At 64.7% G+C, this 16508-nt stretch carries 16 protein-coding genes; 8 read left to right on the top strand and 8 right to left on the bottom strand.

Annotated elements, in window-relative coordinates:
- The coding region (locus tag ABZE94_RS13170; RefSeq protein WP_372875965.1) for an SDR family NAD(P)-dependent oxidoreductase at positions 1-147 on the bottom strand (147 nt) is incomplete at its 3' end.
- 113 nt (positions 148-260) lie between these two features.
- Here ABZE94_RS13170 and ABZE94_RS13165 point away from each other — a divergent pair.
- Positions 261-1181: a LysR substrate-binding domain-containing protein gene (locus ABZE94_RS13165; RefSeq protein WP_372875963.1), complete on the top strand. Its 921-nt coding sequence runs from the start codon at positions 261-263 to the stop codon at positions 1179-1181.
- A gap of 209 nt (positions 1182-1390) precedes the next feature.
- Here ABZE94_RS13165 and ABZE94_RS13160 read toward each other — a convergent pair whose 3' ends face one another.
- Together ABZE94_RS13160 and ABZE94_RS13155 are read right to left on the bottom strand one after the other, a co-directional pair.
- Positions 1391-2167 (bottom strand): SDR family oxidoreductase, encoded by a 777-nt coding sequence (locus tag ABZE94_RS13160; RefSeq protein ID WP_372875962.1) that lies wholly within the window; start codon positions 2165-2167, stop codon positions 1391-1393.
- A complete protein-coding gene (locus ABZE94_RS13155) occupies positions 2164-2493 on the bottom strand; it encodes a nuclear transport factor 2 family protein (protein WP_372875961.1) in 330 nt (109 codons plus the stop codon). Before ABZE94_RS13155 ends, ABZE94_RS13160 begins: the two co-directional genes overlap by 4 nt.
- A 117-nt stretch (positions 2494-2610) precedes the next feature.
- Here ABZE94_RS13155 and ABZE94_RS13150 point away from each other — a divergent pair, with 117 nt between their 5' ends.
- The gene (locus ABZE94_RS13150; protein ID WP_372875964.1) at positions 2611-3528 is read left to right on the top strand and encodes a LysR family transcriptional regulator; all 918 of its coding nucleotides are present in this window, start codon (positions 2611-2613) and stop codon (positions 3526-3528) included.
- Here the strand turns inward: ABZE94_RS13150 and ABZE94_RS13145 are convergent.
- From ABZE94_RS13145 to ABZE94_RS13135, 3 genes are all read right to left on the bottom strand, one after another.
- A complete protein-coding gene (locus ABZE94_RS13145; protein ID WP_372875960.1) occupies positions 3521-4639 on the bottom strand; it encodes an NAD(P)/FAD-dependent oxidoreductase in 1119 nt (372 codons plus the stop codon). The genes ABZE94_RS13150 and ABZE94_RS13145 overlap by 8 nt on opposite strands.
- A gap of 43 nt (positions 4640-4682) precedes the next feature.
- Positions 4683-5573 (bottom strand): serine hydrolase domain-containing protein, encoded by an 891-nt coding sequence (locus tag ABZE94_RS13140; RefSeq protein ID WP_372875959.1) that lies wholly within the window; start codon positions 5571-5573, stop codon positions 4683-4685.
- Positions 5574-5754: 181 nt separating this feature from the next.
- Positions 5755-6618 carry a hypothetical protein gene (locus ABZE94_RS13135; protein ID WP_372875958.1) on the bottom strand — a complete coding sequence of 288 codons (864 nt, stop codon included), beginning with the start codon at positions 6616-6618 and terminating at the stop codon, positions 5755-5757.
- Positions 6619-6943: 325 nt separating this feature from the next.
- Here ABZE94_RS13135 and ABZE94_RS13130 point away from each other — a divergent pair, with 325 nt between their 5' ends.
- Together ABZE94_RS13130 and ABZE94_RS13125 are read left to right on the top strand one after the other, a co-directional pair.
- Entirely contained in the window at positions 6944-8437 is a 1494-nt protein-coding gene (locus ABZE94_RS13130) for a flavin-containing monooxygenase (protein ID WP_372875957.1), read from the top strand.
- Between the two features lie 406 nt (positions 8438-8843).
- Positions 8844-9104 carry a hypothetical protein gene (locus ABZE94_RS13125; protein WP_372875956.1) on the top strand — a complete coding sequence of 87 codons (261 nt, stop codon included), beginning with the start codon at positions 8844-8846 and terminating at the stop codon, positions 9102-9104.
- 16 nt (positions 9105-9120) lie between these two features.
- Here ABZE94_RS13125 and ABZE94_RS13120 read toward each other — a convergent pair whose 3' ends face one another.
- Positions 9121-10020, bottom strand: a complete 900-nt coding sequence (locus ABZE94_RS13120; protein ID WP_372875955.1) for a LysR family transcriptional regulator — start codon at positions 10018-10020, stop codon at positions 9121-9123.
- 98 nt (positions 10021-10118) lie between these two features.
- On the opposite strand from ABZE94_RS13120, the gene ABZE94_RS13115 reads away from it, so the two are divergent.
- The 4 genes from ABZE94_RS13115 (at position 10119) to ABZE94_RS13100 (ending at position 14979) form a co-directional block, all read left to right on the top strand.
- Positions 10119-11360 carry a 3-hydroxyacyl-CoA dehydrogenase NAD-binding domain-containing protein gene (locus ABZE94_RS13115; RefSeq protein ID WP_372875954.1) on the top strand — a complete coding sequence of 414 codons (1242 nt, stop codon included), beginning with the start codon at positions 10119-10121 and terminating at the stop codon, positions 11358-11360.
- The gene (locus ABZE94_RS13110) at positions 11357-13147 is read left to right on the top strand and encodes an acyl-CoA dehydrogenase C-terminal domain-containing protein (RefSeq protein ID WP_372875953.1); all 1791 of its coding nucleotides are present in this window, start codon (positions 11357-11359) and stop codon (positions 13145-13147) included. The genes ABZE94_RS13115 and ABZE94_RS13110 overlap by 4 nt, the downstream gene beginning before the upstream one ends.
- 122 nt (positions 13148-13269) lie before the next feature.
- Positions 13270-14433 (top strand): iron-containing alcohol dehydrogenase, encoded by a 1164-nt coding sequence (locus ABZE94_RS13105; protein WP_372875952.1) that lies wholly within the window; start codon positions 13270-13272, stop codon positions 14431-14433.
- A gap of 111 nt (positions 14434-14544) precedes the next feature.
- Positions 14545-14979 (top strand): acyl-CoA thioesterase, encoded by a 435-nt coding sequence (locus ABZE94_RS13100; RefSeq protein ID WP_372875951.1) that lies wholly within the window; start codon positions 14545-14547, stop codon positions 14977-14979.
- 223 nt (positions 14980-15202) lie between these two features.
- Here ABZE94_RS13100 and ABZE94_RS13095 read toward each other — a convergent pair whose 3' ends face one another.
- Positions 15203-16492 (bottom strand): MFS transporter, encoded by a 1290-nt coding sequence (locus ABZE94_RS13095; protein ID WP_372875950.1) that lies wholly within the window; start codon positions 16490-16492, stop codon positions 15203-15205.
- Positions 16493-16508 lie beyond the last annotated feature (16 nt).

The following is a 16508-nucleotide window of genomic DNA, read 5'->3' as shown; positions in this document are numbered from 1 at the left end:
GCCAAGGGTTTCGGCGGCGTCGGCCAGCCGCTCTGCCGAGCGCGCATTACCGACCACATTGAAGCCGCGGGCGAGATAGGCCTTGGCCAGGCCGAGACCGATGCCGCTGGAGGCACCGGTAATGACGACAGTTCTGTTGTTGCTCATGGTGATAGTCCTGTTGGGTAGTGGAAGGCAGCGCTGTTGGGCAGGACTATATTTGTGCGTCGAAAGCGGATAAATATGCAGCCAGACACTTAACTTGACACATGGTGTAATCAATGCGGCGACAATTCGACGATGTACTGCTGGGCAGCATCGAGCTGTTCTGTCTGGCGGCGGAGATCGGCAGCTTTACCGGCGCGGCTTTGGCCGCCGGCGTCACCCCGGCGGCGGTGAGCCGCTCGGTCTCGCGCCTGGAGGCGCGGCTTGGCGTGCGCCTGTTCGTGCGCACCACCCGCAGCATCCGCCTGACCGAAGGCGGGCTCGCCTACCACCAGCAATGCCGCGGCGCGTTGAACCAGATGCTCGAAGCCGAGCGCGAGTTGATGGGCCAGCAACAGATGCCGTCCGGCACCATGCGCATCAGCCTCCCCACCACCTACGGACACCACCGGATACTGCCGCTGCTGCCCGAGTTCCGCCGTCAGTACCCGCAGGTGCAAGTGGACATCCACCTGGGCAACCGCAATATCGATTTCGTCGACGAAGGCTACGACATGGCCATCCGCGTGCGCGCGCAGCCCGATTCCGGCCTGATCGCCCGCCACCTGGAAGACGCCGCCCTGGTCGTGGTGGCGACCCCCGACTACCTGGCGCGCGTCGGCACCCCGCAGAACCTCGACGACTTGGCGCGGCACGAATGCATTCAGTTCGAACTGCCCAGCAGCGGCCGACGCATCGCCTGGCTATTCAACGACGGCGGCCGCCCTTGCGAAATCCTCACCCAGGGCGCCTATGTCTGCTCCGACGACGTACTCGGCGGCGTGACCCTGGCCAAACATGGCGCGGGGCTGTTCCAGACCTACCGCTTTATCATCGAACGGGAACTGGCCGAGGGTTCACTGGTGGAAGTGCTGCAAGCCTACGCCGGCCGCTCGCGGCCGTTCACCTTGCTCTACCCGCATGGGCGGCATGTGCCGTTGAGGTTGCGGGCGTTTATTGATTTTTTGATGGAGAAGCAGAAGGGGTGGGGGGGGTAGACTCCGGGTGCGCTGGAGGCTGAGTCGGGTTGGCCGTAGCTGGGCGGTTCGGTCGTTTGCGACAGGCTGCAATCGATCCGAAGCAGCCTGCGGTGACATGCAGAAGGCGGCCAGAAGCGGACACCGAACGATGTCCGTCCCAGCTCGAAAATAGTCACACGCTAATCGCTACTGTCAGTGGTCGACGCGTTTAGGAGGGGCAACCACCGCTAGGTTGTTGGAACCGTTCCGCCGTCAATTACAAATTCGCTCCCGGTGATAGAGGCAGCGCGAGGCGAAGCCAGGAATACAATCAGGCTGGCAACCTCTGTAGGCGTCGAAGGGCGGCCGAGCGGGATGCCGCCCAGTGCCTCCATGATTATCCGCTTGCCGCCTTCGTAGTCGGTACCTGCCTCCTGCGCGAGCCGCTCGGCCAATGCGACCGACGCTTCGGTTTCAATCCACCCCGGTGAAACCCGGACAACACGCACCCCTTTTGGCGAGACTTCTTTCGATAGGCTTTTGCTGTAGGTCGAGAGTGCAGCCTTGGCCGCAGCATAGGCCGTCGTGGCCTCGGGCAGGGGCAGGCGGCTCTGAATGGAGGTCACATGGATGATCACGCCCTCCTTGCGCTCCAGCATCTCCGGGAGCAGAGCACGATCCAGGCGCACGGCCGGAAACAGGTTCAGATCGAGTTCGCGTTGCCATTGCTCTTCGTCCAGTGCAGCGAAGCCGCCGCCGGGTGCCGACGAGCCCCCCAGTACGTGAACGATGATGTCCACACTGCCCAGGCGTTGCCTGGTCGCGGTCACCAGTGCTGCACAACCTTCCCGGGTCGAGAGATCGGCCTGAACGAACAGCTCATCCGGCATGTCGATGTCCGCCTGCCGCGCCGAGGTAAGCACCTTCGCGCCTTCCGCGAGGAGCAGGTCGACCACCGCGTGCCCGACGCCTTTGGTGCCACCGGTGACCAGGACCCGCTTGCCGGCCAGATCAAGGTTCATCATGGCGCAATCTCCAACGAGCGGATCTGGGCGTCCTTGAACACGAACAGGTGATTAAGCTTCACCGGGCTACCGGGGAAGTTGCCGATCACCCGCGCCGTGACGCTCAGCCTGTCGTCCTCATGCGACGCCTCCAGTGGTTCGACACGGTAGATGAATACCTGCCGTGTCGCGTGTTGCCAGGCTTCGATGGCCGCGATGCCCTGATGCGTCCGGCTGTCGTCGATCACCGTGGCATCGGCGCAAAAGCAGGCCGCGAGGCGTGATGCGTCGCCGCCATTGCTGATCTCGAAGTACGTCTGAACGACGTCAGGAAGTGGAAGACTCATGAGCTGATCTCCTTTCTAACAATTGCTGGGAGTACGACGGTGATCTTGCTGCTCAGTTGATAGTTTGATCAACTGGGATAGACGTTAATGGCCTATCCCGAAAATAAGGACAATCAAATGGCTGACCCGCGCCTTGGCCTCAACGAGTTGGAAGCTGTACTGGCCGTGGCGCGCCGAGCCTCGTTTCGCCAGGCGGCTATCGACCTCGATGTTTCGACCACCGCGTTGAGCAACACCATTGCCAAACTGGAGGCGACGCTCGAAACGCGACTGTTCAACCGCACCACCCGCAGCGTGTCGCTGACCGAGGCGGGCACAATGTACCTAGAGCAGGTGGGGCCGGCCCTGCAGGATGTACGTGCGGCGCTCGAAGCGGTGCGTTCCTACAATGCCGGGCCTTCGGGCGTCCTGCGCATCAATGCGTTCGCCAGTGCCGCCCGCGCGGCGCTGCTGCCGCTGGTGCTGGAGTTTTTGCGGCGTTATCCGAAGGTGCACATCGACCTGGTTACCGAAGGCCGCCTGGTCGACATCGTCGCTGACGGTTTCGATCTCGGTGTACGCTCCGCGAATCTCGTACCCAGTGACATGATCGTGATCTCGCTTGGCCTGCCGCAACGCTACGCCGTAGTCGGCACGCCAGCGTACTTCGATAAGAACGGCAGGCCCCGCACGCCACCTGATCTTCTCCACCATCAGTGCATACGTATCCGGCTGCCGAATGGCGCCATCTACCCTTGGCATTTCGAACGCGAGGGGGAGGTGACCCGGCTCAATGTGGACGGACAGCTGACGCTTGACGAACCCGGTGTCGCCAAAACGGTCGTGCAGGAGGGCGTGGGGCTCGGCTTTTTCATGGAACAGGACGTACTGGGTAAAATCGAAGCCGGGCAGTTAGAGCGGGTACTGGAGGACTGGACGCCTCCCAGAGACAACCTGTGCCTGTACTACCCCAACCGTCGCAACCCGTCCGCTGCGCTCAAGGCATTCACAACCCTGGCCCGCGCCAATCTGGCCAGCAAAGACGGAATTACGTGATTCGTCTGGCCATTCGCCTGCGCCCGCTCGCATCAGCCGAAGAATCGGGGACACCCATTAGCCGGCCCACTATCGCGGCTAGAGCGACTCCCGGATGCATTGAGCAAACGTACACTCCGCCGATATTGGGTAGATAGCCGATGATGGGGGTGCCATCGATAGGAATTGGTCTGAGTCCGACACAAGCCAATTCCGGATCAATGGAAATAACCCCGTAGAGTTCGTTCTGGATGGCCTTGGCGGTTCGTAGCGCTATCGCTACTGGCTGGTTTTCCACAGAGTCGCTCAAGTAGTCTTCTGCCGCTAGCAACGTACCATCCGTGCTTTGCCTCACTTCCATTTCAGGGCTAGAGATGATGGTGTGCACAAGGTTGGGTTGTGGCTTGTAGCGGATGAATATTGCAGGAGAGGCCTCTATTGGAAGGGACATTTTTAGCGTGTCTGCCAGCTTCGTGATGCCAGTCCCTGCTGCCAGTAGGAGAATGTCGGCATCGATGATGCCCATTGCGGTTTCGACTCCCGTCACCTTTGCATTCTGAGTTGTAAAGCCGAGAACCCGAGTCTGTGTCAGAACTGTCGCCCCATGAGCCTGGGCACCTGCGATCAACGCGTGCGTTGCTTCCACTGCGTCCAGCGCGCCTTCCTCGGCTTCATACAAGGCATGCTGAGGGGGATTCTTGAGGTTTGGCTCAAGGCCGAGAATCTGGGATCGGGACACCAGGGTTGCCGAAGGCTGGTTACCTGAGGCTTGCAGCACTCCACCTGAGCTCGCGCTGTAAGACAGGGAGCCTGTCCACCGTACCTTCAGACCCGGCAACTCCGTTTCGAGTCGGCGGTACTCTTTGATGGCGGCACCGCGCAATTGCACGATTGGATCGGGCCCGATGTGTGAGGCGTTGATCCATGCGAATGAGCTTCCAGTCACTCTGGACGCTATACCGTCAGCCTCGACCAAAATGACATTCGCGCCTTTGCTAGCCAGGTGATATGCCAGGGACGCACCCACTATGCCTGCGCCAATGACAACGACTCGTTTGTCTACACCATTTCCCATATCAACCTCCGTCCTGTCGACCTGGTGATGGTAGGACAGACGGCCAAAAGCAGACATTGTGATCATAGGATGAGGATGATTCGAGGAGACCCACGAAGCTTCAGCACGCCGCCTCCAGCGCCTCACGTATCTCCTGAACGACCAGCTTTTCGATACCTGGCTCATCCGTGTCCATCGAGTGAACCGCACAGCATGCGGCTGCGTCTCCAACGGTGCATCGATATACAGCTACAACGCTTCCGGGCCCGCACCCTGTGTGCCCTGCCAACGTCAGGCCACCCTCGATTGGGCCTCGCATCAAGCCCAGCGCATATCCAGGCGCGAGCCACGGTCGGCCCGCCATTGGGCCACCCAGCACCCGCGTCGCCTGCATTTCTTCAAGGAGGGTGGTAGGCAGGAGGTTGCCTGCGAGTACGTTATCCAGCAGCAGAGCAGCCTGTGACAGTGGGCCGATCAGCAACCCGTGGTAGACCCAGGCGGGGTCGTAATTCAACGAGTGTCCCAGGTATTCCCCATTCAGTTCAGCACGCTCCGTTGCCAAACGAACCTTCGACATGCCGAGCGGTACCAGAACTTGCTGCCTAAGAGCATCTGCAAGCGGCAGATCTGTGGCGCGTTCGATGAGTCTGGCTACCAGCATGAATCCAACATTCGAGTAGCGCCAACCCGTTCCAGGGCTGTATCGGAGGCGATAGCCGTCTAGGCGCTGCATCATCTCGTGAGCGGGCCATGCCGGATCATGCTTGGCCACGGATGCATGGTACTCGGGAAGCTCGCCATAGTCCGCGAGCCCTGCTTCGTGACGCAAGAGTTGGCGAAGGGTGAAAGCACCTTCTGGAAGCGAAGCATCCAGATCGAGCCTACCGTCGCGCACCAATGTCAGAGCGGTGGCGGCCAATACCGTTTTCGTAAAACTCCACCAAGGCACTATGGGTTCAGCTGACAAGGATGGTGTTATTGATCGGCCGTTGGAAAGGGTGGAGATCAGCATCGAATACTCAGGCAGGGAATGGGTGGGGTGAGTGCGTGGGGCGGTAACATATTCTATTACCAGCGATGCCCCAGTCGCTGTCTTCAGGCACTGGTGCAGCCCATGCAAACGTCCGCTCCTGACCGGTTCCTGCCTGTCGTCAATGCCGGCTTCTGGGCCGTAAGGCGCCACTGAAACAGCCTCAGCCCATCGGACTAAACCCATTCGCCGCACTGCAATACCGCTGCTCCATCCGCTTGCTCCACTCTTGACGATCCCGCTCCCAGCGCTTTTCCCAGGCCCGGCATTGCTCGCGAAAATGCACCTTGGCCGCCTTGCGGCATTCGCGGTAGTCGATCGAGCCGCGGCGGTGGTTGACGCACACGCTGCTGCTGTCGATGCGGTTATCCGGGGCGTGCCATTCGGCGAGGAAGGAACCGCCACCGTCCCAACGTTCAATCCAGACTTGATCCACCTCGCGCCTGGCGCTGGACCGGGTTGGCGCGCTGCTGCGCTTGGCCTGATCGGCCTGGTATTGGGCGAGGTATTGCGCCGAGACCATACCGCTACTCGGGGCCGGGCGGCGGTCGCGGGGCAGGGTGCCGTAGCGGCAGGCGACGACTTTTTCGTCGATGAGGTTGGCGGTTTCGATGCAGTCGGCCAGCGACTGCGGGTCGGGGATCGGGGCGCTGGTCAGAGTGTCGGGCTGGAACGGCTCGAGCTGCTGGGGTATGCGGTAGGGGTCGGCTGTTTGCCTGGGCGTCGGCCTGTCCTGGTTGATGGATGGCAGGTCGAGGGATGGCAGGGCAATGGGTGGTGCGGCGGGGTTGAGCAGGCCGTGGGTCTTGGTCTTGAGCAGGTCGCCAAGGCCGCTGTACTCGGCCAGCAGGTAGAAGCTGCAGGCGAACGCCGCGAGTACGCCGAACACATTGGCGAAGCGCCGTAGGGGACTGGCGCGCGCGTGCTGTCTCTCGCGCAACCAGGCTTGCACGCTGAGCGGGGCGTCATCGCTGTCGGCATTCAGGCGCTCGTCGCGGCTGTCGCGTTGCCAATCCTGGTGTTTCATGGCCTTCCCTTTGTCCATGGCGAGCCTGTGTCGCTGCGGGTTCGGCCGGCTCGTAACTGGGCAGGAGGGTAAACCTGCTGGCGGCAGTTTGCCAGCATTCGGCGGGCGCCGATCCTGGACGTTGGTTGCACGACAGCAGGTCTCTGGGACGGCGCTTTCGTAGCCAAGGTGTGCCCTGGGGCATGGGCGCGCGCTGCTCGCCGTGGCGGTCGCTCGGCCGGGGCACATGGCTATTCGGCTGGCTGGCGCTGCCAGCGTCTACCCTGTATCTGGCGAACCCGCGAGGTCGTCGAGCGGGCCAGGCAACAGGACAGCGAGGCCGCCCATGTCTGTGGAACACCTGGACGTACTGATCATCGGCGCCGGCCTGTCCGGCATCGGTGCGGCCTATCACCTGATGCAGCAGTGCCCGCACAAGCGCTTCGCGATCCTCGAAGGCCGGCATGCCCTCGGCGGCACCTGGGATCTGTTTCGCTACCCGGGCATTCGCTCCGACTCGGACATGTACACCCTCGGCTACCACTTCAAACCCTGGACCGACCCGCAGGCGATTGCCGACGGCCCGTCGATCCGCCGCTATATCGAGGAGACCGCGCGGGAGCACGGCATCGACGCCAAGATCCGCTACCGGCACCGGGTGCTCAAGGCCGACTGGTGCAGCGTGGCGGCGCGCTGGACCTTGCAGGTGCAGTGCGGCGAGGCGGCCGAGCCGCGCCTGCTGAGCTGCAATCAGTTGCTGATGTGCACCGGCTACTACCGCTACGACGCCGGCTACACCCCGGCGTACAAGGGCCGCGAGCTGTTCCGCGGCGCCTTCATCCACCCGCAGCAGTGGCCGCAGGACTTCGACTACAGCGGCAAGCACGTGGTGGTGATCGGCAGTGGCGCCACCGCTGTGACGCTGGTGCCGGCGCTGACCGACAAGGCCCGGCACGTGACCATGCTGCAACGCTCGCCGAGCTATGTGCTCAGCCTGCCGCAACGCGACGGGCTGGCCAAGCTGCTGCACCGCTGGCTGCCGCCCGCCCTGGTCTACCGGCTGCTGCGCACGCGCAACGTGCTTATGCAGCTGGCTTTCTACAGGCTGGCCAGGAGCTTGCCGACGCTGATGCGCAAGCTGCTGCTGGGCCGGGCTCGGCGCCAACTGGGCGCGGATTTCGACATGCGCCACTTCAGCCCGCGCTACCGGCCGTGGGATCAGCGCCTGTGTGTGGTGCCGGACGGCGATCTGTTCAAGGCGCTGCGCGCGGGCAAGGCGTCGCTGGTGACCGAGCAGATCGACAGCTTGAGCGAAACCGGCATCCGCCTGAAAAGCGGCCGGGTGCTGGCGGCCGACGTGATCGTCAGCGCCACCGGCCTGGAGCTGCTGCTGTTCGGCGGCATCGAGGTGGCGGTGGACGGCCAGCTATTCGACGCGGCCAAGAGCATGGGCTACCGCGGCTGCATGCTGCGCGACCTGCCCAATGCGGCGGTGGTGCTCGGTTACAGCAACGCCAGCTGGACGCTCAAGGCGGATCTTTCCAGCCAATACTTCTGTCGTTTGATCAAGCACATGGACGCCATCGGCATGCGCCAGTGCACCCCGCGCGACCCGGCGCGTCGGGTCGGGGAGGCGCCGTTCCTCGATCTGACTTCCGGCTACATCCAGCGCGCCGCCGAGAGGATTCCCAAGCAGGGCGATCGCCTGCCCTGGAAGCTCTACCAGAACTACCTGCTCGACCTGGTGCTGCTGCGCTACGGCAAGCTGGAGGACGGCTACCTGGAATTCAGCTCGCCGCCACCCGGCGAGGAGGCCGAGGCGCTTGGCTCTGTCGTATAACGCTCAGCCCTGCTGCAACCCCGTAGGCTGTTGAGCGCAGCGATACCCATCGAGCGATTTATACCTGTATCCGGTTGTCGTGTGATGGGTTACGGCGCTCTTGTTCTGCTGGTAGCAGGTCGACTTGCGGGCGCCTAACCTACGCGGCCCGACCCATCCTTGTATCTCGGTCCTTGAGCGCCCCCGGTTTGCTGCGCGACAGCGCGGCGTCTGGACGACGGGGACATGGCCTTGTGTAAGCCAAACGCCATAGCTGATTGGGGGCTATTGGCTACAAGGGCATGACAAATTTCGCTTCTCTGCAAGGCACAAGGCCACTATTCTTTGCAGCGTGTTTTATGGATGAGTGGGACGGCTGTTTGAGCCGTGCCACTGTCATCATCTGCAGGTAAGAAAGGACTCTGCCATGAAAGAACAACGCTACCTCCCTGCGCTACGCGCGCACATCGATCAGCTACTGAGCGAGGGCTGGGTCATTGCCCAGCGCCACCCGCTCAAGTTGCAGCTCGGGGGCAGAAGCTGCCTGGTCACGCACGGCATGCTGATCAGTGAAGGCCCGCTCTGGAACCATGCCGAGACCGAGGCATCCTCCGCCCGCAACCCGCAGCAACACTCGCGGAAAGCCAGCGCGTCGTCCCCGCCGGAGCTGGCTGCGGCCGCTGGCTGACACCCCTCGCTACGCGTCAGCCCTGGCCGATGGCGACTATCTGTTCGATCAACCACTGCAACGCCGCGTCGCGTTGGCGCTGCGCCAGGCTGACGACTTCCAGGTGGAAGGGACCGAGGGGGAAGGGCAGGTCGAACAGTTGCAGCGGCAGGAGCGCGGCGAAGTGGCGCGCCAGTTGCCTGGGCAGCACGGCCGCCAGTTCGCTGCTGGCGACGATATGCGCGGCCTGCAGGTAGTTCGGTGTGGTGTAGAGAATCTCGCGGCTCAGGCCCTGTTCGCCCAGCCACTGGTCGACCATGCCGCGGGTCTGGCCTCCGTGAACCCACAGGTGGCGCAGCTGGAGAAAGGTCTCCAGGTCCAGCGCCCCCGCGACCAGCGGGTGGTCGCGGCGCAGCGCCAGTTGCAGGGTTTCGCTCATCCAGTGACGGCGGGCGAAACGCGCGGGCGTCTCCTCGAAGCGGCCCAGCACCAGGTCCAGTTCACCCTTGTCCAGGGCTTCGGCAGGCAGGCTCGGGCTGAGGTGGCGGATATCGAGGCGAATCCCCGGCGCCTGCTGGCTGAGCCGCTTGACCAGGCGCGGCATGCAGATCAGCTCGACGTAATCGGTCACCGCGATATTGAAGCGCTGCCGGCTGCTCGCCGGATCGAAGGCCACACCGGCCATCAGGCTCTGCTCGATCTGCTGCAGGGCGGCGCGGATCGGCGCTTCCAGGGCCAGCGCGCGCGGCGTCGGTTGCATGCTGCGGCCGACGCGTACCAGCAACGGGTCGTCGAGCAATTCGCGCAGGCGGTTGAGGGCGTTGCTCACCGCCGGTTGGCTGAGCGATAGCCGCTCGGCGGCGCGCGAGACATTGTGCTCGCGCATCAGGGCCTCGAATACGCGCAGCAGGTTGAGATCGAAGGTGGAAATATTCATCGGCTGAATACGACTTATCACAAGACTAAATTTCAAAAATAGTAGCGCCTTGTTTATGGTGATTGTCGATTTTTTGTACTCCCGCCAGAGGAACCCCGATGAGCCACTCCGCTTTCACTGTTCAGCAAGCCGCCGTGATCGGCGCCGGCACCATGGGCCGCGGCATCGTCATGAGCCTGGCCAACGCCGGCATCCGAGTGCTGTGGCTGGACAACAACCCGCAGATGCTCGAACAGGCCCTGGGCGTGGTCGCCGAGACCAATGCGCATAACGTCCGCCTCGGCCGCATCAGCGAGCAGGAGTCCGCCGCGCGCCTGGCCTGCATCACCCCGGTGAACGACTACCCGGCCCTGGCCGAGGCCGACCTGGTGATCGAGGCGGTGTACGAGAACCTCGAGCTCAAGCAGCAGATCTTCCGCACCCTGGACGCCACCCTGAAGCCCGGGGCGATCCTCGCCAGCAACACCTCGGCGCTGGACATCGACGCCATCGCCGCCGTCACCGCGCGGCCGGAAAGCGTGCTGGGCCTGCACTTCTTCAGCCCGGCGCACATCATGAAGCTGCTGGAGATCGTCCGCGGCGCCAGGACCGCCCCGGCGGTGCTGGACGCCGCGCTGGAGCTGGGCCGGCGTATCGGCAAGGTGGCGGTGGTGGCCGGCAACTGCCACGGCTTCATCGGCAATCGCATGCTCCATACCTATGTGCGTGAGGCGCGCATGCTGCTGCTCGAAGGCGCCTACCCGCACCAGGTGGATGCCGCGCTGCAGGGTTTCGGCTTCGCCATGGGCCCGTTTCGCATGTACGACGTGGTCGGCATCGACCTGGAATGGCGTGCCCGCGAGTTGGCCGGCAAGGGCCAGGATGACCCGGCGGTGCAGGTCGACAACCGCCTGTGCGGCCTCGGCCGCTTCGGCCAGAAGGCGCGCCTGGGCTATTACCGCTACGCCGAGGGCAGCCGCCAGGCCGAGCGTGACCCCGAGGTGGACGCCCTGGTGTTGCAGGTCTCCGAACAGCTGGGCTTCGACCGCCGCGCCATCGATCCTGCGGAAATCCTCGAGCGCTGCCTGCTGGCGCTGGTCAACGAAGGCGCGAAAATTCTCGAAGAGCATATCGCCAGCAACAGCCACGACATCGATCTGGTCTACCTCAACGGCTACGGCTTCCCGGCGGACAGGGGCGGGCCGATGGCCTGGGCGGACGCGCAGGGCCTGGCGGATATATTGGCCCGGCTCGAGGTGTTGCAGGCACGCTTCGGCGACCATTGGCAGCCTGCCAGGCTGATCGAAACCCTGGCCGCCAGCGGTCAGCCGTTCGCCTCCGTGCAGGAGGGCCGGGTATGAATTACCAGGCGCCGCTGCGCGACATGCGCTTCGTCCTCCACGAGCTGTTCGATATCGGCGGCCACTGCGCGCTGCTCGGCAACGGCCTGGAGCGCGAGCTGATCGACGGCGTGCTGGAAGAGGGCGCGCGCTACGCTGCGGGCGTGGTGGCACCACTCAATCGCCACGGTGACGAGCAGGGTTGCCAGCTGGACGCCGGGCAGGTCAGCACCCCCGAGGGGTTCCGCGAGGCCTACCGGCAATACGTCGACAACGGCTGGGCGAGCATGACCGGGCCGAGTGAGTACGGCGGCCAGGGCTTGCCACAGATGCTGGCGTGCAACTTCCACGAGATGCTGATGAGCGCCTCGCTGTCCTTTCGCGTGTACTCGGGGCTGACCGAAGGTGCGGTGCTGGCGCTGGCCAAGCACGGCAGCGAGGCGCTGAAACAGGCCTACCTGGGCAAGCTGGTCAGCGGCCAGTGGGCCGGCACCATGTGCCTCACCGAGCCGCAAGCCGGCACCGACCTGGCGCTGCTGCGCACCAAGGCCGAGCCCCAGGCGGACGGCAGTTACCGGGTCAGCGGCAGCAAGATCTTCATCAGCGGCGGCGAGCAGGATCTGTCGGAGAACATCGTCCACCTGGTCCTGGCGCGTCTGCCCGATGCGCCGGCCGGGGTGAAGGGCATCTCGCTGCTGCTGGTGCCGAAATTCATCGCCAGCCCGGATGGCGGCCTGGGCGCGCGCAATACCCTGAGCTGCGGCGCCCTCGAACACAAGATGGGCATCAAGGGTGCGGCCACCTGTGTGATGAACTTCGACGGCGCGACCGGCTGGCTGGTCGGCACGGCCAACCAGGGCCTGGCCTGCATGTTCACCATGATGAACGACGCGCGCTTCCAGGTCGGCTTGCAGGGCCTGGGCGTCGCCGAGGCGGCGTTCCAGGGTGCCTTGGGCTATGCCCGCGAGCGTCTGCAGTCGCGGGCGCTGGGCGGGCCGGTCGCGCCGGGCAAGGCGGCCGACCCGATCATCAGTCATCCCGATGTGCGGCGCATGTTGCTGACCCAGAAGACCCTGGTCGAAGGCAGTCGCATGCTCGGCGTCTACTGCGCGCGCCAGCTCGACCTCGAACACGGCCACCCGGACCTGGCCGCGCGCCAGGCCGCCGGCAAGCGCGCGGCACTGCTGATCCCGATCATCAAGGCCTTCTTCACCGACATGGGCCAGGAAGTCGCCAGCCTCGGCGTGCAGGTGTATGGCGGCCACGGCTATATCCGCGAGTGGGGCATGGAGCAGTTGATGCGCGACAGCCGCATCACCCAGCTGTACGAGGGCACCAATGGCATCCAGGCGCTGGACTACATTCGCCGTAAGGTGCTCGGCGATGGCGGCAGCGAACTGTCGCGGTTGCAGGCCGAGTTCAGCCAGTTGTGCGATGAGCAGATGAGCCGTCCGGCCTTGGCCGAACTGGCCCATGCACTGCAGACGCGCATTGGCGAATGGCGCGAACTGAGCAGCGCGGTGATCGCCGCCAGCCAGCGCGATGTGCAGGAGATCGGCGCCACCTCGGTGGACTTCCTCCAGTATTCGGCCTATGTGTTGTTGGCTGGTCTCTGGCTGCAGGCCGCCGCCCGGGCGCAGGATGTGCTGGACGAGGCGCTGGACGAACCGGCCTTCTACCAGGCCAAACTGCACAGCGCGGAATTTTACCTGAAGCGCGTGCTACCCCGCGCCAGCGGCCATCGCGAAGCGCTGCTCGGTGGCGCGGATTGTCTGATGGCCATGCCGGAGGCGAGTTTCGCGTTTTAGTGGCAGGCTTTGGTGCGCACGGCGCACCCTACGGGTTCATGCGCAGAATGCGCGGGGCCGCCCAGGCCGTGCGCGACCGAGTCGCCGCCTTGGCTGTGCCAAACAACCAGAGGAGCACAACAATGCAGCCATTCAGCTTCGCCACCACCGCGCAGATCATCTGCGAAAGCGGTGCCGCCCGTCGGCTGGCGGCCCTGTGCGTCGAGCGCGGTGCTCGCTCGGTGTTTATCGTCACCGACCCGGGGATTACCCAACTCGGCCTGCTCGCCGAGGTGTTGCCCGGTTTCCTCCTGGAAGGGGTGACCGCCCAGGTGTTCGATCAGGTGGTTGCCGATCCGCCCGAAGCCATAGTGCTGAGTGCGGTGGAACAGGCCAGGGAACTCAAGGCCGAACTGATCATCGGCTTCGGCGGCGGCAGTTCGATGGACGTGGCCAAGCTGGTCGCGCTGCTCGCCCATCCCGACTGCAGCCAGCAACTGGCCGACCTCTACGGCGTCGGCAATGCCAAGGGCCGGCGCCTGCCGTTGATCCAGGTGCCGACCACCGCCGGCACCGGCTCGGAAGTGACCCCGGTGGCGATCGTCACCACCGGCGAAACCAGCAAGCAGGGTGTGGTCTCGCCGCTGTTGCTGCCGGACCTGGCGCTGCTGGATGCCGATCTGACCCTCGGCCTGCCGCCGGCGGTGACCGCCGCCACCGGCATCGACGCCATGGTGCATGCCATCGAGGCCTACACCAGCGCACTGAAGAAGAACCCGCTGTCCGACCTGCTGGCGCGCGAGGCGCTGCGTCTGCTCGCCGCCAATCTGGACGAGGCGGTGCACAACGGAGGCAACCGCCAGGCGCGCCAGGCCATGCTGCTCGGCGCCTGCCTGGCCGGCCAGGCGTTCGCCAACGCGCCGGTGGCGGCGGTGCATGCGCTGGCCTATCCGCTCGGTGGCCACTTCCACATCCCCCACGGCCTGAGTAACGCGTTGGTGCTGCCGCACGTACTGGGCTTCAATGCCTCGGTGGCCGCGCCGCTGTATGCCGAACTGGCGCCGCTGGTGCTGGGCGCCAAGCTGCGGCCCGGCAGCGCCATGGAGCAGACCGAGCAGCTGATCCTCGCGCTGGCCGATTGCTGCGAACGCAGCGGCCTGCCCACACGCCTGCGCGAAGCCGGTGTGCCGCAGGATATGCTCGCGCAACTGGCGGCCGAGGCCATGCTGCAACAACGCCTGCTGGTGAATAACCCGCGCGAGATGACCGAGGCGCATGCCCTGGCCATCTACCAGTCGGCCTATTGAGGCGTGGCGATGCTCTTTCGCGGCTGAAGCCGCTCCTACGGAGACCCTGGAGCTCTTGTGGGAGCGGCTTTAGCCGCGAAGCTTTTTGATCTCAGCCCCAAAGGACTACCAATGCATCAACCCCAGCACCTGCGCCACGATTACCGCCACTTCCAGCCGATCACCACGCGCTGGCACGACAACGACCTCTATGGTCACGTCAACAACGTCACCTACTACAGCTACTTCGACAGCGCGGTGAACGCCTACCTGATCGAGGTCGGCGGCCTGGATATCCACAACGGCGAGGTGGTCGGTTTCGTCGTCAGTTCCAGCTGCGACTACTTCGCCTCCATCGCCTTCCCCGAGCGCATCGAGATCGGCCTGCGGGTCGCCAAGCTGGGCAACAGCTCGGTGCAATACGAGCTGGCGGTGTTCAAGCAGGGCGAGGAGCAGGCCTGCGCCGCTGGGCGCTTCGTGCATGTCTTCGTCGAACGGGCGAGCAACCGGCCGCTGCCGATCCCCGAACGCCTGCGCACGGCACTGGCGGATTTGCTGGTGACATGAAGGCGGCTGGAGGGGCGGGCGGCGATCCGTTTCGGCCCTCCGCCCGCTCAGGCAATGGTGGGCTGAAGCCCACCCTACGCCTAGCAGGCCGTTTTTAACGCAGTATTGCCAACGCAGGTGGTTTTCAGCAGCCTGCTAGCCGTTGGCGCGCAAGGCGTAGCAGAGGCATAGCCAGAAACGCTCGCCTACCGCGGCTGCTCGGTCATTTCACAACCTCTGCGCCTTACCAGTCGACCAGCGCCGCGCGGCGCCCGCGCTGGAGGTCGACGCTGGCGAGGATCAGCAGGCCGAGGATGAAGTAGCTGCCGGTGATCAGCATCGCCAGGCGGTGGTCGCCAGCGGTCAGCCAACTGGTCAGGCCGTAGGTCATCGGCCCGAGGATCGACGACAGCTTCACCGCCTGGCCCCACAGGCCGTAGAACTCCGCACGCCGCGTCGGCGGCGCCAGCAGGCCGACGATGGCGCGCCCGGCCGACTGGCTGGCGCCCATGCACAAGCCGGCGATATTCGCCGCCAGCCAGAACAGCGGCGGCCCTTCGGCGGCCCAGGCCAGGCCGACCATCAACAGCCAGCCGAACAGGGTCAGGGTCAGGGTGGCGAGATGGCCGAGGCGGTCCTGCACATAACCGAACAGCACGGCGCCGATCGAGGCGGTGACATTCACCAGCAGGATCAGCTTGAGGGTGTCCTGGGTGGTGAAGCCCATGACCTGGTCGGCATAGATGGCGGCCAGGGTGACCACCGCGGCGATCCCGGCCTGGTAGCTGAGGGTGCAGGCGAGAAAGCGCAGCAGGTCGCGATAGCGCCCGGCCTCGCGGACCGTCTGGGCGAAACGGGCGAACGCCACCCGTGCGCTGTGGCGGGCGCCGGGTTGCAGCTGCGGGCGGCTGCGCTCGCGCAGGAACAGGAAGGTCGGCAGGCTGGTCAGGGCGAACAGGGTGGCGGTGAGCAGCATGCACACAGGCACGAACTGCGCCGCCGTATGGCCCTGCGCCTGGGCCCAGCTGACATAGGCCAGGCTGGCGCCGAGGCTGAGCAGGCCGCCGAGATAACCGAAGCCCCAGCCCCAGCCTGAGACCCGGCCGATGGCATCCTCGTGGGCGATCTCCGGGAGGAAGGCGGCGATCAGGTTCTCGCCGCTGCCGAAGCAGAAATTCGACAGCACGACGAAGACGATGGCGATCACCAGCGCGCCCGGCCCGGCCAGGGCCAGGCCGGCGGTGAATAGCACGCAGCCGAGGGTGCTGAGCAGCAGCAGGCGCTTCTTGCAGGCATAGGCATCGGCGTAGGCGCCGAGCAGTGGTGCGCTGAGGATGATCAGGGCATAGGAGAGGGCGATGGCGCTGGTCCAGGCCAGCGTGCCCCAGGTCGCGCCTGCGGCGACCACAGCGACGAAGTAGGCGTTGAACACCGCGGTGATCACCACCGTGGTGTAGCCGGAGTTGGCGAAGTCGTACATCGCCCAGGCCCAGGCTTCGCGGCGTGACACTCCGGGGGCGAGGCTGGGGGGCATGGCAAGCACTCCGTTG

It is taken from the genome of Pseudomonas sp., assembly GCF_041601375.1.
Taxonomy (GTDB): Bacteria; Pseudomonadota; Gammaproteobacteria; order Pseudomonadales; family Pseudomonadaceae; genus Aquipseudomonas.
This window is presented reverse-complemented; position numbering and strand designations above follow the sequence as displayed.

Excerpts from the sequence above, each read along its gene's own strand:
- ABZE94_RS13165 (WP_372875963.1), top strand. The coding sequence starts at position 261 with ATGCGGCGACAATTCGACGATGTACTGCTGGGCAGCATCGAGCTGTTC.
- ABZE94_RS13160 (WP_372875962.1), bottom strand. The coding sequence starts at position 2,167 with ATGATGAACCTTGATCTGGCCGGCAAGCGGGTCCTGGTCACCGGTGGC.
- ABZE94_RS13155 (WP_372875961.1), bottom strand. The coding sequence starts at position 2,493 with ATGAGTCTTCCACTTCCTGACGTCGTTCAGACGTACTTCGAGATCAGC.
- ABZE94_RS13150 (WP_372875964.1), top strand. The coding sequence starts at position 2,611 with ATGGCTGACCCGCGCCTTGGCCTCAACGAGTTGGAAGCTGTACTGGCC.
- ABZE94_RS13145 (WP_372875960.1), bottom strand. The coding sequence starts at position 4,639 with ATGTCTGCTTTTGGCCGTCTGTCCTACCATCACCAGGTCGACAGGACG.
- ABZE94_RS13140 (WP_372875959.1), bottom strand. The coding sequence starts at position 5,573 with ATGCTGATCTCCACCCTTTCCAACGGCCGATCAATAACACCATCCTTG.
- ABZE94_RS13135 (WP_372875958.1), bottom strand. The coding sequence starts at position 6,618 with ATGAAACACCAGGATTGGCAACGCGACAGCCGCGACGAGCGCCTGAAT.
- ABZE94_RS13130 (WP_372875957.1), top strand. The coding sequence starts at position 6,944 with ATGTCTGTGGAACACCTGGACGTACTGATCATCGGCGCCGGCCTGTCC.
- ABZE94_RS13125 (WP_372875956.1), top strand. The coding sequence starts at position 8,844 with ATGAAAGAACAACGCTACCTCCCTGCGCTACGCGCGCACATCGATCAG.
- ABZE94_RS13120 (WP_372875955.1), bottom strand. The coding sequence starts at position 10,020 with ATGAATATTTCCACCTTCGATCTCAACCTGCTGCGCGTATTCGAGGCC.
- ABZE94_RS13115 (WP_372875954.1), top strand. The coding sequence starts at position 10,119 with ATGAGCCACTCCGCTTTCACTGTTCAGCAAGCCGCCGTGATCGGCGCC.
- ABZE94_RS13110 (WP_372875953.1), top strand. The coding sequence starts at position 11,357 with ATGAATTACCAGGCGCCGCTGCGCGACATGCGCTTCGTCCTCCACGAG.
- ABZE94_RS13105 (WP_372875952.1), top strand. The coding sequence starts at position 13,270 with ATGCAGCCATTCAGCTTCGCCACCACCGCGCAGATCATCTGCGAAAGC.
- ABZE94_RS13100 (WP_372875951.1), top strand. The coding sequence starts at position 14,545 with ATGCATCAACCCCAGCACCTGCGCCACGATTACCGCCACTTCCAGCCG.
- ABZE94_RS13095 (WP_372875950.1), bottom strand. The coding sequence starts at position 16,492 with ATGCCCCCCAGCCTCGCCCCCGGAGTGTCACGCCGCGAAGCCTGGGCC.